General features: G+C 70.3%; 11 protein-coding genes and 1 tRNA gene. 5 read left to right on the forward strand and 7 right to left on the reverse strand.

Annotated elements, in window-relative coordinates; all coding sequences use genetic code 11:
• Positions 1–3 precede the first annotated feature (3 nt).
• Positions 4–1,632, reverse strand: a complete 1,629-nt coding sequence (locus BA062_RS37015; RefSeq protein WP_110343804.1) for an amidohydrolase — start codon at positions 1,630–1,632, stop codon at positions 4–6.
• A 92-nt stretch (positions 1,633–1,724) separates the two neighbouring features.
• Positions 1,725–2,681 (reverse strand): DUF2382 domain-containing protein, encoded by a 957-nt coding sequence (locus BA062_RS37020; protein WP_110343805.1) that lies wholly within the window; start codon positions 2,679–2,681, stop codon positions 1,725–1,727.
• A gap of 251 nt (positions 2,682–2,932) precedes the next feature.
• On the opposite strand from BA062_RS37020, the gene BA062_RS37025 reads away from it, so the two are divergent.
• The gene (locus BA062_RS37025; protein WP_168214197.1) at positions 2,933–3,532 is read left to right on the forward strand and encodes an SDR family NAD(P)-dependent oxidoreductase; all 600 of its coding nucleotides are present in this window, start codon (positions 2,933–2,935) and stop codon (positions 3,530–3,532) included.
• Positions 3,533–3,674: 142 nt separating this feature from the next.
• On the opposite strand, the gene BA062_RS37030 is transcribed toward BA062_RS37025, so the two are convergent.
• A complete protein-coding gene (locus BA062_RS37030; RefSeq protein WP_168214198.1) occupies positions 3,675–4,289 on the reverse strand; it encodes a TetR/AcrR family transcriptional regulator in 615 nt (204 codons plus the stop codon).
• A gap of 22 nt (positions 4,290–4,311) precedes the next feature.
• Between BA062_RS37030 and BA062_RS37035 the strand changes: the two genes are divergently transcribed.
• Entirely contained in the window at positions 4,312–4,776 is a 465-nt protein-coding gene (locus BA062_RS37035) for an SRPBCC family protein (protein ID WP_110343808.1), read from the forward strand.
• 10 nt (positions 4,777–4,786) lie between these two features.
• Here BA062_RS37035 and BA062_RS37040 read toward each other — a convergent pair.
• Positions 4,787–4,862, reverse strand: a tRNA-Thr gene (locus BA062_RS37040).
• 221 nt (positions 4,863–5,083) lie between these two features.
• Between BA062_RS37040 and BA062_RS37045 the strand changes: the two genes are divergently transcribed.
• From BA062_RS37045 to otsB, 3 genes are read left to right on the forward strand one after another with little or no spacing between them, the layout of a single operon-like run.
• Positions 5,084–6,598: a threonine/serine exporter family protein gene (locus BA062_RS37045; protein WP_110343809.1), complete on the forward strand. Its 1,515-nt coding sequence runs from the start codon at positions 5,084–5,086 to the stop codon at positions 6,596–6,598.
• 23 nt (positions 6,599–6,621) lie between these two features.
• A complete protein-coding gene (locus tag BA062_RS37050) occupies positions 6,622–8,067 on the forward strand; it encodes an alpha,alpha-trehalose-phosphate synthase (UDP-forming) (RefSeq protein WP_110343810.1) in 1,446 nt (481 codons plus the stop codon).
• A 36-nt stretch (positions 8,068–8,103) separates the two neighbouring features.
• On the forward strand, positions 8,104–10,635 hold the full coding sequence (gene otsB / locus BA062_RS37055; RefSeq protein WP_110343811.1) for a trehalose-phosphatase: 2,532 nt from the start codon (positions 8,104–8,106) through the stop codon (positions 10,633–10,635).
• A gap of 156 nt (positions 10,636–10,791) precedes the next feature.
• Here the strand turns inward: otsB and BA062_RS37060 are convergent, their stop codons facing one another.
• The 3 genes from BA062_RS37060 to BA062_RS37070 all read right to left on the reverse strand — a co-directional run bounded on the left by BA062_RS37060 (position 10,792) and on the right by BA062_RS37070 (position 13,279).
• Positions 10,792–11,826, reverse strand: a complete 1,035-nt coding sequence (locus tag BA062_RS37060) for a hypothetical protein (RefSeq protein ID WP_245960213.1) — start codon at positions 11,824–11,826, stop codon at positions 10,792–10,794.
• Positions 11,827–11,923: 97 nt separating this feature from the next.
• The gene (locus tag BA062_RS37065) at positions 11,924–12,196 is read right to left on the reverse strand and encodes a MoaD/ThiS family protein (protein WP_110343812.1); all 273 of its coding nucleotides are present in this window, start codon (positions 12,194–12,196) and stop codon (positions 11,924–11,926) included.
• Positions 12,197–13,279 carry a WD40/YVTN/BNR-like repeat-containing protein gene (locus tag BA062_RS37070; RefSeq protein WP_110343866.1) on the reverse strand — a complete coding sequence of 361 codons (1,083 nt, stop codon included), beginning with the start codon at positions 13,277–13,279 and terminating at the stop codon, positions 12,197–12,199.
• Positions 13,280–13,356 lie beyond the last annotated feature (77 nt).

Consider the following 13,356-nt stretch of genomic DNA (forward strand, 5'->3'; position numbering starts at 1 on the left):
CCGTCAGCTCGGCGCGTCGCCGAACTTCTCCGCCCCGTGCACGGCGCGGCCCGCGACGAACGTCGCCAGCACGCCGATGTCGCCGATCCGTTCGCTGGGCACGGTGGTGGGGTCGTCGTCGAGCAACACCAGGTCCGCGAACGCGCCCGCCGACAGGTGGCCGCGCTCGTGCTCCTGGCCGGCCGCGTAGGCGGAGTGGAGGGTGTAGGCGCGCAGGGCCTCCTCGGCGTCCACCCGCTCGTGGGTGCTCAGCACCGCACCGGCCTTGGTGGTGCGCTCGACCATCGACCGGATGCCGAGCAGCGGCGCCCCGGCCGACACGCACGGGCGATCGGAGCTGCCCGGCACCCGCAGCCCGGCGTCCACAAAGGACTTGTGCCGGTAGAGCCACGGCACGCGGTCCTCGCCGATCGCCTCGGCCATCGTGTCGCCGATCTCGTACAGGAACCGGGCCTGCGGCACCGGGACGACGTCGAGCGCGGCCATCCTGGCGAGCTGCTCGGGACGGACCATCGCCGCGTGCTCGATGCGGTGCCGCACACCGGGCCTCGGCAGCACACGCTGCGCTTCCTCGAAGGTGTCGAGCGTGAGGTCGATCGCGCGGTCACCGATCGCGTGCGCGGCGATGCGCCAGCCGCCCCTGTGCGCGGCGAGCATGCGTTCCCGCAGCACGTCGGGATCGTCCCCGAGCACGCCAAGGCCGCCATGCCCGCAGAACGGCTCCGTCACCGCGGCCGTACGGCTCGACAGCGCGCCGTCGGTGAAGATCTTCATCGGCCCGATGCGCAGGAAGTCGTCACCGAAACCCGTGCGCAGACCCAGATCGAGCCCGAAGGCGTCGCCGTGCAGCGGGTGCAGCATCTCGCTGGCGGGCATAAGCTCCACCCGCAGCGGCAGGAGCCCACGCTGTCGCGCCAGCTGGTAGGCCGCGGCCTCCGCCGGGCTGTGCCCGATCCAGCCGCCGCCGATCCCGGCCTCGGTGACGTGCGTGAGGCCCTCGGCGACGTACACGCGCGCCGCCCGGTCGATCGCCTCCACCAGCTCCTCGACGGGGTACGGCTTGACGAGCGCGTCGACCAGCTGCTGCGCCTGCTCGGCCAGCAGGCCCGTGGGCGCACCGTCGTCGTCCAGCTCGACGACGCCGCCTTCCGGCACCTTCGCGGAGCCGTCGAGCACCCCCGCCTGCGCGAGAATGGCGCTGCTCGCCACGCACATGTGCGCCGAACGGTGCTTCAGCCACACCGGCCTGCCGCCGCCGGCCCGGTCGAGCGCGGCGCGGTCGGGATGCCCGCCGAGGACGAAGTCGTCGTAGCCGGAGCCGATCACCCAGCCGTCGGAGGGCAGGTTCGCCGCCCGCGCCGCGACCGCGTCGTAGAGCTCCTCCGGCGTGCGGCAGACCGAAAGGTCCAGCTCCGCCAGCGAAAGGCCGTACCACACCATGTGGTTGTGCGCGTCGGCGAAGCCGGGGGTGAGCACGGCACCGTCGCCGTCGACGACGTGCCGCGCGGTCAGCCCCTCGACCTCCTCGTCGACGCCGACGATGCGGCCGTTCAGCACGCCGACCGTGTGCGCGCGGGGCCGGTCACCGGTCAGGGTCAACGCCCGCACGTCACGCAGCAGCAAGTCCAGCATCCGTGTCCTCTCACGCCAGGTTGTCCTACCGTCAACGGCAGCCTAGGCGCATGGTGCACGGCCGGGGCCGTGCCCGTCGAGGACTCCGGAGGTCACTTCCCGCGGCGGTCTCCCTTCACGGTGTGGTCGTCGATGTCGATCTGTTCCTTGCGCACCTCGTCGGTGATCGTCTGCTCCTCGGTGACCTGTTCGGTGCCGATGCGCACACGCTCCACGGGCACGGTCTCCTTCTTCACGACGGGCCGCTCGGCGTGCAGGATGACCTCCTGCTCGTCCTCGCCGATCTTGGCGCTGCCGTCGTGGATGCCGTCGGTGATCGGCTCGCGCTCGATCCGCACCTCCTCGTGGCTGACGGGCACGCTGATCTGCTGCTCCTCGGTGACGACGTGCTTGCGCAGGCGCACGCGACCGGTCTCGACCTGCTCGGTGGAGACCTTGAGCTGCTCCTCGCTGCGGGTCATGGACTCGCCCGTGGCGCCCTTCGACCGGTCCCGCTGCCGGCCACGCAGGCTCTCGGCGCCCGACATGCGCTGGCCCTGACGCTCACCGGCCTGGCCCGCTAGCTGTCCTGCCGCTTGACCGGTGGGCTGGGCGGCCGCGTGCCTGCCGGACTGGGTCATGGACTCGGTCGGCTGGGTGGCCTGGTCGCTGCCGGAGCGCGTGCCCATGCCCTGCATGCCGGCCATCGACTGACGTTCGTCCTTGCCGCGGCGGGCGTTCTCCATCGTGCTGCGCGGCGCGGGCAGATCGTAGTAGCGGTAGAGCTCGACGCTCTCCTCCTGCGAGAGGTGCCCGTCGGCCTCGATCCTCGGAGCGTCGGACACCTTGTCCTTCGCGACCTGGACGTGCAGCCCGTCGGAGTCGAGGCTGGCGCCGCGGAGGGGCACGAAGCTCTCCTTCTGACCGAACATTCCGGTCCGCACCGTGACCCATTCGGGCTCGTGGGTGTCGTCGGCGAGGTAGACGGTGCCCACCTTGCCGATCTTGCTTCCGCGCTGGTCGACGACCGTGCTGTCGACGAGATCGTCCGGCCTCATGGTGTGGGTCATGATCACGGTTCCTCTCGGTTGCCGTTGTCACTGACCCGATGGGGATCCGGGAGGCACTGAGCGAATGCCCGAGGCCCCGGGACGGCAACCGTGGAACCGCTCATGTGGGTGAAGTGCATGCTGTCCAGCGGAAGACGGCTCCTGCCTCGAGCGACCGGATCGGGGAACACTGTTGCCTCGTGCGAGACCGCTGTCTGCACGACGCACCGTTACCAGCCGGCCGGGACTTCGTGTCCGGGAGATTCGCCGTCGTGACCGGCGGGGGCCGCCACCTCGGCCGCGCGATCGCGCTCAGGCTCGCCGAGTCCGGCTGGGACTGCCTCGTCGCCGGACCCGACGAGACCGAGCTGACCGTCACCGCCAAGTCGACTTCGGCATCCGCCGGCACGATCGCGGTGTGCCCCCGCGACGTCGCGAGCCCGGACGGCAGGCACACGCTGACCTCGCTCGCGGCCGGCATCGCCGAGAGCATCGGCCTCTTCGTCAACGTTGATCCTCAGGAGGACCCGCGGACCGTCTCGGCCCTTTCCCGGTGGGCCATTCAACGGATGAGCGGCGCCGGCGGGTCGGTGGTCAACGTGGGGCGCGGGCTGGCCGCGCTGACCCGTGAGCTCGCCGTTGCCGCCGCGCGCTGGAACGTCCGCGTGAACACCGTGGCACCTGGGATGATCAAGACTCCTGAGCACGACGTCAGCCCCGAGATGGCGCAGCTGTTGTGTGACGCGACACCGTTGCGGCGGCTCGGCACACCCGACGACGTCGCCGCGGTCGTGGAGTTCCTCGCCTCCGACGGCGCCGCGTTCGTCACCGGTGCCGAGTGGGTCGTCGACGGCGGCTGGTCGGTGTGGTGAGGCTCAGTTCAGCCTCCAGCTGACCCACCCAGTCCACAGTGGACAGGATGTACCGACCACGGTGATCCTGCACCAGCCGCAGGTAGCGCGGTACACCCGAGCCCCCGGTCAAGCGTGAGCCGGAACACCACTCACTCCGAACCTACGACGATGGATCGAGTCGGAGCGCCGCAGCCGCATGGTCGAACCACGCGGCGAGGAACCGCTCGGGGTCCGTGTCGCCGGGCGTGTGCCCGATGAGCGTGTCGAGGATCGGGTAGTAGGTCAGCGACGCGAGCAGCACGGCGGCCGTCGCCTCCGGATCGGCGACGGCCGCCTCGCCGCGCTCACACAGCCCGGCGATCCACTCCCCGCAGACGCGATAGAGATGGGCGAGCACGCCCTGCCACATCCGCTCGAACAGTTCCGGAAAGCCGCCGAATTCGCGGATCATGATCCTGATCAGGTCCCGCTCGCTGTCCATGACCGCCCACACGACATCCGCCAGAAGCCGCAACGCCTCCCTCGGGTCCTCTGGCAGTTCGGCGACCGCCTCGGCGTGCTTCCTCGCGAGCGTCTCGACGTTGCGGGTGACCGCGTGTTCAAGCAGCGCCTTCTTCGAGGGGAAGTGCTTGTAGAGCGCGCCGGAGCCACCCGTGAGCCCGCTGGCGACCTGGATGTCCACGACCGATGTCGCGTCGTAGCCGCGGCTGGCGAAGAGCCTGATGGCCTCGTCGAGGATGCGGTGCCGCGTCTCGCCAGGCGTTGTTCGAGCCATAGTAAGAGAGTACTCTCTTACTATGGCTGGAGTGACGGTGGAGCGGACCGTCCGGTGCACGCCAGAGGAGTTCCTCGCGCTGGTGATGGACGCCGAGCGGTACGCGAAGATCGACGACAAGCTAGGACACATCGACTGGGTGCACCGCGACGGAGACGTCACCCAGTTCAAATTCCGCTCACGACTGCCCGGCCTGCCGGGGCCCGCGCCGAAGGTCGTGTCGCGGATGCGGCTCACCCCGGGCGAGCGGGTCGACATCGAATACGCCCCGCCGCCGCACAACCGGCTCGTTCGCAGGCTGTCCACCTTCGCGGCAAGCTTCGTCTGCGAACCCGCCGAGGACGGCACGAAGGTGACCAGGTCGGTCGAGATCGGCTTCCCGCCCGCGCTGCGATGGCTCGCCGAGCCGCTCCTGCGCCGGGCACTGCGCCGTGACGTCGAGCGCGAGATCGACGGCGCGAAGGCACTTCTGGAGCGGAGGAAGTAGAAAGGGAGTGTGGAGCCGGCAAGGGGACTCGAACCCCTGACCTGCTGTTTACAAGACAGCTGCTCTACCAACTGAGCTATGCCGGCCTGGCTCGCGGACACGCGAGCGCGGGCCCACTATATCCGCCACCGGCTCACCGAGACCTCCCGGCCGCGCGCGTTCGCCCGACTGCCGCACGGCCTCCGGAAAGTTAGATTGGTCGCCGGTCGCGGTGAACGGAAAACGTGGCGGACGCCACGGTGGTCAGCATGCAACGGCCGGAGCGCGCCGGTCGATGCTACGCGCGGAACCAGTAAGGAGGTGGCTGATGAAACTACGGCCGCGCGCGAGAACGGCGCTGAACCGCCGGCACGCGTGGCAGATCCTGGAAGCACCGGCCGAGGAACGGGCAGAGAAGCGAGTCCCACGGCAACAGCGCGGCCGCACGCTGCGCCAGCGGGCCTGGCACATCCTCGAAGCACCGACCGGCGAGCTTCCCGTGGTCGAGCCCCCGGCGACCATGGGTCCAGAACTTCCCGACGAAGCGACCCTGCATCTGGTCCTCGACCTCGTCGTCCGCATCGGCGAGGTCCAGATGGCCAGTGGCGCGGGCGCTTCCGACGTGACCGCGACGATCCTCGCCCTGACCCGTGCCCTCGGTCTACCTCACTGTGAGGTGGACGTCATTTTCACGTCCATCACCGTCAGCTGTCATCGAGGCAGCGACCTCTCGCCCGTGACGGCGGTGCGCGTGGTCCGCGCGCGCAGCCTCGACTACACGCGGCTCTCCGACACCGAGCGTCTCGTGCAGCAGCTGCTGCGCGGCAAGCTCAGCGCGGAGGAGGGCTACGCCGAACTGCACCGCATCACCAACGCGAAGCACCCGTACCCGCGCTGGGTTTCCACGCTCGCGTGGGGCGGTATGGCGGCCTCGATCTCACTGCTGCTGGGAGCCTCCGGCTGGGCGGCGATGGTCGCGTTCGTGATCAGCGCCGTCGTCGACCGCGTCGGCCGGATCCTGAACAAGCTGTCGCTGCCGTTCTTCTTCCAGCAGGTGGTCGGCGGGTTCGTCGCCACGCTGGCGGCGATCACGTTCGTCAACCTCGACATCATTCCCGAGGACAGACCGACGCTCGTGGTCGCCGCGGCACTGACCGTGCTCCTGTCCGGGCTCTCGACGGTCTCGGCGGTGCAGGACGCGATCACCGGCTACTACGTGACCGCGGCGGGCCGCAGTCTCGAGGTGGCGCTGATGAGTGCCGGGCTGATAACCGGCGTCGCGGCCGCGATCGGGCTCGCGGAACGCCTCGGCGTCGAGCGGACGCCGATCCCCGCGATCGACGCGCTCACGGCGGTGAACCTGCCCATCGTGATCCTCGCCGGGACCGGTGCGGCCGCGTGCTTCGCCCTCGCGTCGTACTCCAGCTTGCGCCCGATGGCGGTTGCGGCGGCGGCGGGTGCCGTCGGCGCGGGCGCCTACGGCGCGCTGACGATGCTGGACTCGAGCCAGATCATCGCCTCCGCGCTCGCCGCCACGTTGGTCGGCCTCGGCGGTGGCGTGCTCGCCCGCAGGCTGCGGGTGACCCCGCTGGTGGTCGCTGTGTCCGGCATCACGCCGTTGCTTCCCGGTTTCGCGACGTACCGCGGCCTGTCGCAACTGGCGGACTTCGGCACGGCGACCCAGCTGATGGAGGCGGTCGCGATCGGCCTGGCACTGGCCGCGGGAGTGGTGCTCGGCGAGTGGCTCGCGCAGCCGCTGCGCACCGGTCTCGGCAGGCTCGAGCGCAAGCTCGCAGGGCCCCGGATGGCCGGTCCGCTCGACGCTGGAAGCCGTCTGGAGTAAGCACATCGCGATAGTGTTTTCACATGCCCGCGACAGCCACGAAGTCCGAAGCACGCGCCGAGTTCGTCGTCGTCGCCAACCGGTTACCGGTGGACCTCGACCGTGCTGAAGACGGCACCCAGCGTTGGACACAGAGCCCCGGCGGGCTCGTGTCCGCGCTGGAGCCGTTCCTGCGCTCCCGCAAGGGGGCCTGGGTGGGCTGGCCCGGGGTTCCGGACGTCGAGGTGGACGAGTTCAGCGACGAAGGGCTCGTCCTCCACCCGGTGACGCTCACGTCCACCGACGTTCGCGACTACTACGAGGGTTTCTCCAACGCCACGCTGTGGCCGCTCTATCACGACGTGGTCGCCAGGCCGATCTTCGACCGCGGCTGGTGGGAGAGCTACGTCCGCGTCAACCGCCGCTTCGCCGAGGCGAGCGCGGCGGTGGCGGGCGAGGGCGCGACCGTGTGGGTGCAGGACTACCAGCTCCAGCTCGTCCCGAGCATGCTCCGCGAGCTGCGGCCCGATCTGCGGATCGGCTTCTTCCTGCACATCCCGTTCCCGCCGGTGGAGCTGTTCATGCAGATGCCGTGGCGGGCGGAGATCGTGCGCGGGCTCATCGGCGCCGACCTCGTGGGTTTCCACCGGCCGGGTGGCGCGCAGAACTTCCTGTGGCTGGCCCGGCAGCTGATCGGCCTGGAGCCGAGCAGGGGTTCGGTCGGCGTCCGCTCGAGACCGGGCATGGTGCAGGTCGGCGACCGCACCGTTCGCGTCGGCGCGTTCCCGATCTCGATCGACGCCGCGGGGCTCGACTCGCTCGCCCGCACCAAGGCCGTCGCCGACCGGGCCGCGCAGGTGCGCGCCGACCTCGGCAACCCGGAGACGATCCTGCTCGGCGTCGACCGCCTCGACTACACCAAGGGGATCGACCTGCGCCTGCAGGCCTTCCACGAGCTGCTGCAGGAGGGCAGGGTCAAGCCAGAGAACGTGACGTTCGTCCAGCTCGCCACCCCGAGCCGCGAGCGCGTGGAGCACTACCAGCGCATGCGCGGGGAGATCGAGCAGATGGTGGGCCGCATCAACGGCGAGTTCGCCCGCGTGGGCCACCCGGTCGTGCACTACCTTCACCAGTCGGTGAACCGGACGGAGCTCGCGGCATTCTTCTCCGCCGCCGACGTCATGGTGGTGACCCCGCTGCGTGACGGCATGAACCTGGTCTGCAAGGAGTACGTGGCGTGCAGGCACGACCTCGGCGGCGCGCTCGTCCTGTCGGAGTTCGCCGGCGCCGCGGCCGAGCTGAGCAGTGCGTTCCTGGTCAACCCGCACGACCTGGACGGGGTGAAGAATGCGCTGGAACAGGCTATTACGCTCGACCCCGCGGAAGGTCGGCGTAGGATGCGCGCCTTGCGTCGTCAGGTCCTGACGCACGACGTCGACAGGTGGGCGCGCTCGTTCCTCGAGGCTCTCGGGTCCGAGACGGCCGCCTGACTCCCCAGACCACTGCGAGCTCCTTGAGGAGGAGTGTTGACAGCCGAGGCCCTGCCCGCTGAGCTGCGGCGCGCGATCATGCAGATCGCCAGGACGCCGCGCCTGCTGGTCGCCTGCGACTACGACGGCACGTTGGCGCCGATCATGGAGAATCCGGACGAGGCGCGCCCTCGCTCCGAGTCGGTCGGAGCGCTGCGCTCGCTCGCCGGGCTCCACGAGACCACCACGGCCGTCATCTCCGGCCGCGCGCTGCGTGACCTCGCGACCCTGTCCCGCCTCCCCTCCGAGGTGCATCTCGTCGGCAGCCACGGCTCCGAGTTCGACATCGGCTTCGTCCACGAGCTCGACGCGCACGCCCGCGACCTGCACAGGCGCGTCGAGGAGGAGCTGGACCGGCTCATCGAGGGCGTCGCGGGCGCGTCGCTGGAGGTGAAGCCCGCGAGCATCGCCGTGCACGTCCGCCGCGCCTCGCGCGAGGACGCACACCGCATCGTCGAGGCCGTCCACAATGGACCATGCACGTGGGACGGCGTTTCGACCACCGACGGCAAAGAGGTCGTCGAGCTCTCGGTTGTCCAGACCAACAAGGGCGCCGCGCTCGACACCCTCCGGCACCAGGTGGGCGCCACGGCTGCCGTGTTCATCGGCGACGACGTCACCGACGAGAAGGCGTTCGCGCGGCTCGCGGGGCCCGACCTGGGCATCAAGGTCGGTGGGGGCGAGAGCCTCGCCCAGTACAACGTGGACGATCCCGAGCAGGTCGCCACCGTGCTCGCGTTCATGCTCGAGGAGCGGCGGAACTGGCTCTACGGTGAGCAGTCTCCCCCGATCGAGCGGCTTTCGATGCTCGCGTCGGAACGCTCCGTGGCGCTGGTGACACCCGACGCGAAGCTCACCTGGCTGTGTCACCCCGGCCCCGACGCGCCCGCCGTGTTCGCCGACCTGCTCGGCGGCGAGAGCGCGGGCCACTTCTCGATCAAGCCGCATCGCAACGGGCTGCCGCTCGGCCAGCGCTACCTGCCCAACACGATGACGGTGGAGACACGCTGGTCGCGCCTGCTGGTCACCGACTACATGGAACCGGAGTGCCCCGCGCACCGCACGGACATCGTGCGCGTCATCTCCGGTGAGGCCGCCGCGTCGATCGTGTTCGCGCCCCGGCCCGAGTTCGGCGGCGTGCCCGTGCGGCTGCTGCCGGAGGAGGACGGCCTCCGGGTGCTCGGCACGTCGGAGCCGTTCGTGCTGCGCGCGCCCGGCGTCCAGTGGGAGATCACGAGCGACGGGCTGCACGACACGGCCAGCGCGCTCGTGCAGCCCGAGCCGGGCAGGCCGGTGGTGCTGGAACTGCGCTGCGGGACGACCGACCTCGGCCCGCACGACCTGCCCGAGCTGGACCGCCGCGCCAAGGCCGGCGAGTACTGGAGCTCCTGGGCGACGACGCTGAAGCTGCCGACGGTGGAACCGGAGCTGGTGGCCCGCTCCGCGCTCACGCTGCGCGGGCTCGCCGACGCCGACACCGGCGGCGTGATGGCCGCGGCGACCACGTCGCTGCCCGAGGAGATCGGCGGCGTCCGGAACTGGGACTACCGGTACTGCTGGATCCGTGACGGCGCCATGACCGTGCGCGAGCTGGTGACGCTGGGCTCGCTGGAGGAGGCCGACGGCTTCCTGCGCTGGCTGCACGGCGTGCTGTCGACGCTGGCTGGCCCCGAGCGTCTGCACCCGCTGTACACGCTGTCGGGCACGCAGCTGGGCGCCGAGGCCGTGATCGACTCGCTGCCCGGGTACAAGGGCTCGCGCCCGGTGCGCGTCGGCAACCTGGCGAACCACCAGGTGCAGCTCGACGTGTTCGGCCCGGTGGTCGAGCTGGTGGTCACGCTGGCGGAGGCGCGCGGCATGCTGCGCGACGAGGACTGGCAGATGGTGCGCGCGATGGCCGAGGCGGTCAAGCGGCGCTGGAACGAGCCCGACCACGGCATCTGGGAGGAGCGGCACATGCCGCGTCACCGGGTGTATTCGCGGGTGATGTGCTGGCTGACGCTGGACCGGGCGATCAAGCTCGCCGAGGTCTACGACCGGCCGATCCCGGCCGGCTGGCCGGAGCTGCGCGACGAGATCGCGGCGGACGTGCTGGAGAAGGGCTGGAACGCGGAGGTCAACGCGTTCACCACGGCATACGACGGCACGGACCTGGACGCGGCGTCGCTGTTCGTGGGCCTGTCGGGGCTGCTGGACCCGCAGGACGAGCGGTTCCAGCAGACGGTGACGGCGATCGAGGCCGAGCTGCGCAGCGGGTCGACGGTCTACCGCTACCACCGCGACGACGGCCTGCCGGGCGGCGAGGGCGGCTTCCACCTGTGCGCGGCGTGGATGATCGAGGCGTACCTGCTGACGGGCCGCCGCACGGAGGCGCAGGAGCTGTTCGAGCAGCTGGTCGACGCGGCGGGCCCGACGGGCTTGCTGCCGGAGCAGTACGACCCGATCGCGGAACGCTCCCTGGGCAACCACCCACAGGCGTACTCGCACATCGGCCTGATCCGCTGCGCCCGCCTCCTGGCAGCCCAGTAACCCGCTAGACCGGTCCGCAGTGAAGGCCACCTTGCCTGCGCCCACCCGTCTCCCGCCACCACCCAAACGGAGGCGCTCCGCGCCGCTGTGCCACCCAACTGCAGTGAAGGTGGCCTTCACTGCAGTTGGGTGGCACGCGTCAGGGTTGGGAGCACGTCAGGCAGCGTCCGCGATGCGGACCGCGGGACGGGGACGAGCGGCAGCCGCTCTGTACGCGGCGTTCAGCTCGGCGACAACCGCGCCGGGGTCATTCAACAGGCGGGACGGCAGCGTCTGCACGACCGTCACACCCACCTCCGCGTAGCGGGTGTTTCTCGCCAACGTTCTCGCGTAGCCGTCGGCGGAGAAGTGGAAGTCGAGCGAGTCGACCTCCCACGCCAGGCCCACGTCGTCCCACCAGGCGTCGGGACAGGCGACATAAGTGCCGTCCGGCCCGCGGAGCTCGTGGTTCCAGTGCGTGGGCGGCACTGCGACATCAGCCACGATGCGACGGGCGTGGAACTCGGCGACGGAGCGGAGCCGCTCGATCTGAGCCAGCACCCGGCGAGGTATCGCGGTGCCCCGCTGAGTGCCGTGTTCCAGCTCGTACGACAACGTCTCCGTAGCGCACTGCCCACGCTGTACGGCCTCGATCAGTAGCTTGGCCACCGGGTCAGCGGCCCTGATCCGGCGGGCGGCATCGAGCACGGCACGCACGGGCGGCGCCAGTGGTACTTGATCGCGCCGGATCGCGGTCGGCATTCGTTTCGTTCGCTCCACCGTGAGGAAGCCACTGCTTTGCAGTTTGTGTTCATGCGGCACCAACACGTGCACACCGGCCGAGGCAGGTAGTGCCGTGTCCCGGAACCCGAGCCTCCGGCAAGCCTCCACGCCGGTGACGACGGCGTCCCCACCTGCGAACAACAACGCAGCGACGACCCGCTGCTCCTGAGTCGGCGGCGAAGTCTGGAACACGACGACGCCCGGCAGCAGGCGACGCCACGGTCCGTCCGGCAGGCAGCGCCGATACACGGTGCTGCTCGGCATGCCCAGCGCTTCCAGCGAAGCGACCCGGACAACACCGAGCCGGCTCCGTTGCCGCAGCAATTCGGGGTAGTCGGCCCAACGTCCTCTCTTCACCAGACAGATCCTGGAAACCACCGCGCCGAAAACGAACCCCCAATCTCCCCACCTGTGGACAACCACCCCCATGTGGACAACTCGCTCGCCACACCCCGACCGCAGTGAAGGCCACCTTCACTGCGTTGAACGCAGGCATGGTGGCCTTCACTGCAGTTGGGCCACTCGGTCAGCCGCCGGCTACCGAGGGGATGATCACCACTTCCGTATGGGGTTGCAGAGGGGTTGCGGGGCCGGCGAGGCGGCGGCACTCCTCGCCGTCCACGTAGAAGTTGACGTAGCGGCGCAAGGCTCCCCGTTCGTCTCGCAGACGCCGTTCCAGCGCCGGGTACCGCTCTCCCAGTGCGTCCAGCGCAGCGCCCAGCGTGCCCGCCGCCACTTCCACGTGCGACACCCCGCCGGCCAGCCCGCGCAGCATCGACGGCAGTCCCACCGAGGCCATTCAGATCACCGCGGCGCGCACGCAGAGCACGTCGGGCAGGTGACCGGCCACCTGGGCCCACGTGTCGCCCTCGTCGGCGCTCGCCCACACCTCGCCGGAGCGCGAGCCGAAGTACACGCCCGCCGGGTCGGCACTGTCCGTGCACATCGCGTCACGCATGACGGCGGACCAGAAGCCCACGTCGGGAAGGCCCTTGGACAGACCCGTCCACGAGTTTCCCGCGTTCTCACTGCGATACACACGGCACCGGCCCTGCGGCGGGAACCGCATCATCGACGACTCGAGCGGGAACGAGTAGATCACCTCGGACCGAGACGGGTGCGCGACCATCGGGAATCCGAAGTCGGCGGGCAGGCCCTCCGCGATCGACTCCCAGTTGCGCCCGCCGTCGGCACTTCGGTACACGCCGCTGTGGTTCTGCAGGTACTGCCGGTCGGGGTTCGCGGCATCCACCGCCACCTTGTGCACGCACTGGCCGTACTCCGGGTACTGCTGCCCCTCCGGCATGAACTCGGCGAAGATCCCGCTGTTCGACGCGGTCCAGCTCGCGCCGCCGTCCTCGGTGCGGTAGACCCCGCCGGTGGACATCGCGACGTTCACGCGCGCCGGGTCTCTCGGGTCCGGCAGCACGGTGTGCAGGGCCTTGCCCCCGCCGCCGGGCATCCAGTGCTCCCGGTGCGGGTGGTCCCACAGGCCCCGCACGAACTCGTACGTGCGACCTCCGTCGACGGACTTGAACAGTGCCGTCGGCTCCACACCCACGTACACCACGTCGGACTCGGGGCCGTACGCGAACTGCCACACGCCCTCCAGCGCGGCGCCGGTGTCCTCGGGGAAGGAGACGGGCGCGTCGTCGGGCTCGCTCCACGTCTCCCCCAGGTCATCGCTCGTGACGACGGTGGGCCCGAAATGGCTGTTCAGCACGGCCGCCGACAGTCGCGGTGTCTCGCGCCGCATGTCGATGCCGATCGCCTTCACGTCCGCGATCGGGAACTGCGGGCCGGACACGTCCCAGTGCCGTCTGTCCCGGCTGCGCGCGAGCCAGAGGCCCTTGCGCGTGCCGATGGCGAGCAGGATTTCCATGGTCACCTCCATGTGAGTCACATCACATCGAAGGCTACGCCGCAACACCGACAGAACCCGGCCGCGTCTCACCGGCG

This window comes from Prauserella flavalba, from assembly GCF_003202235.1.
Classification (GTDB): domain Bacteria; phylum Actinomycetota; class Actinomycetes; order Mycobacteriales; family Pseudonocardiaceae; genus Prauserella_A; species Prauserella_A flavalba.

Bases quoted from the DNA above. Each gene is read 5' to 3' on its own strand.
- BA062_RS37015 (WP_110343804.1), bottom strand. From the start codon at position 1,632: ATGCTGGACTTGCTGCTGCGTGACGTGCGGGCGTTGACCCTGACCGGT.
- BA062_RS37020 (WP_110343805.1), bottom strand. From the start codon at position 2,681: ATGACCCACACCATGAGGCCGGACGATCTCGTCGACAGCACGGTCGTC.
- BA062_RS37030 (WP_168214198.1), bottom strand. From the start codon at position 4,289: ATGGCTCGAACAACGCCTGGCGAGACGCGGCACCGCATCCTCGACGAG.
- BA062_RS37035 (WP_110343808.1), top strand. From the start codon at position 4,312: ATGGCTGGAGTGACGGTGGAGCGGACCGTCCGGTGCACGCCAGAGGAG.
- BA062_RS37045 (WP_110343809.1), top strand. From the start codon at position 5,084: ATGAAACTACGGCCGCGCGCGAGAACGGCGCTGAACCGCCGGCACGCG.
- BA062_RS37050 (WP_110343810.1), top strand. From the start codon at position 6,622: ATGCCCGCGACAGCCACGAAGTCCGAAGCACGCGCCGAGTTCGTCGTC.
- BA062_RS37060 (WP_245960213.1), bottom strand. From the start codon at position 11,826: ATGGGGGTGGTTGTCCACAGGTGGGGAGATTGGGGGTTCGTTTTCGGC.
- BA062_RS37065 (WP_110343812.1), bottom strand. From the start codon at position 12,196: ATGGCCTCGGTGGGACTGCCGTCGATGCTGCGCGGGCTGGCCGGCGGG.
- BA062_RS37070 (WP_110343866.1), bottom strand. From the start codon at position 13,279: ATGGAAATCCTGCTCGCCATCGGCACGCGCAAGGGCCTCTGGCTCGCG.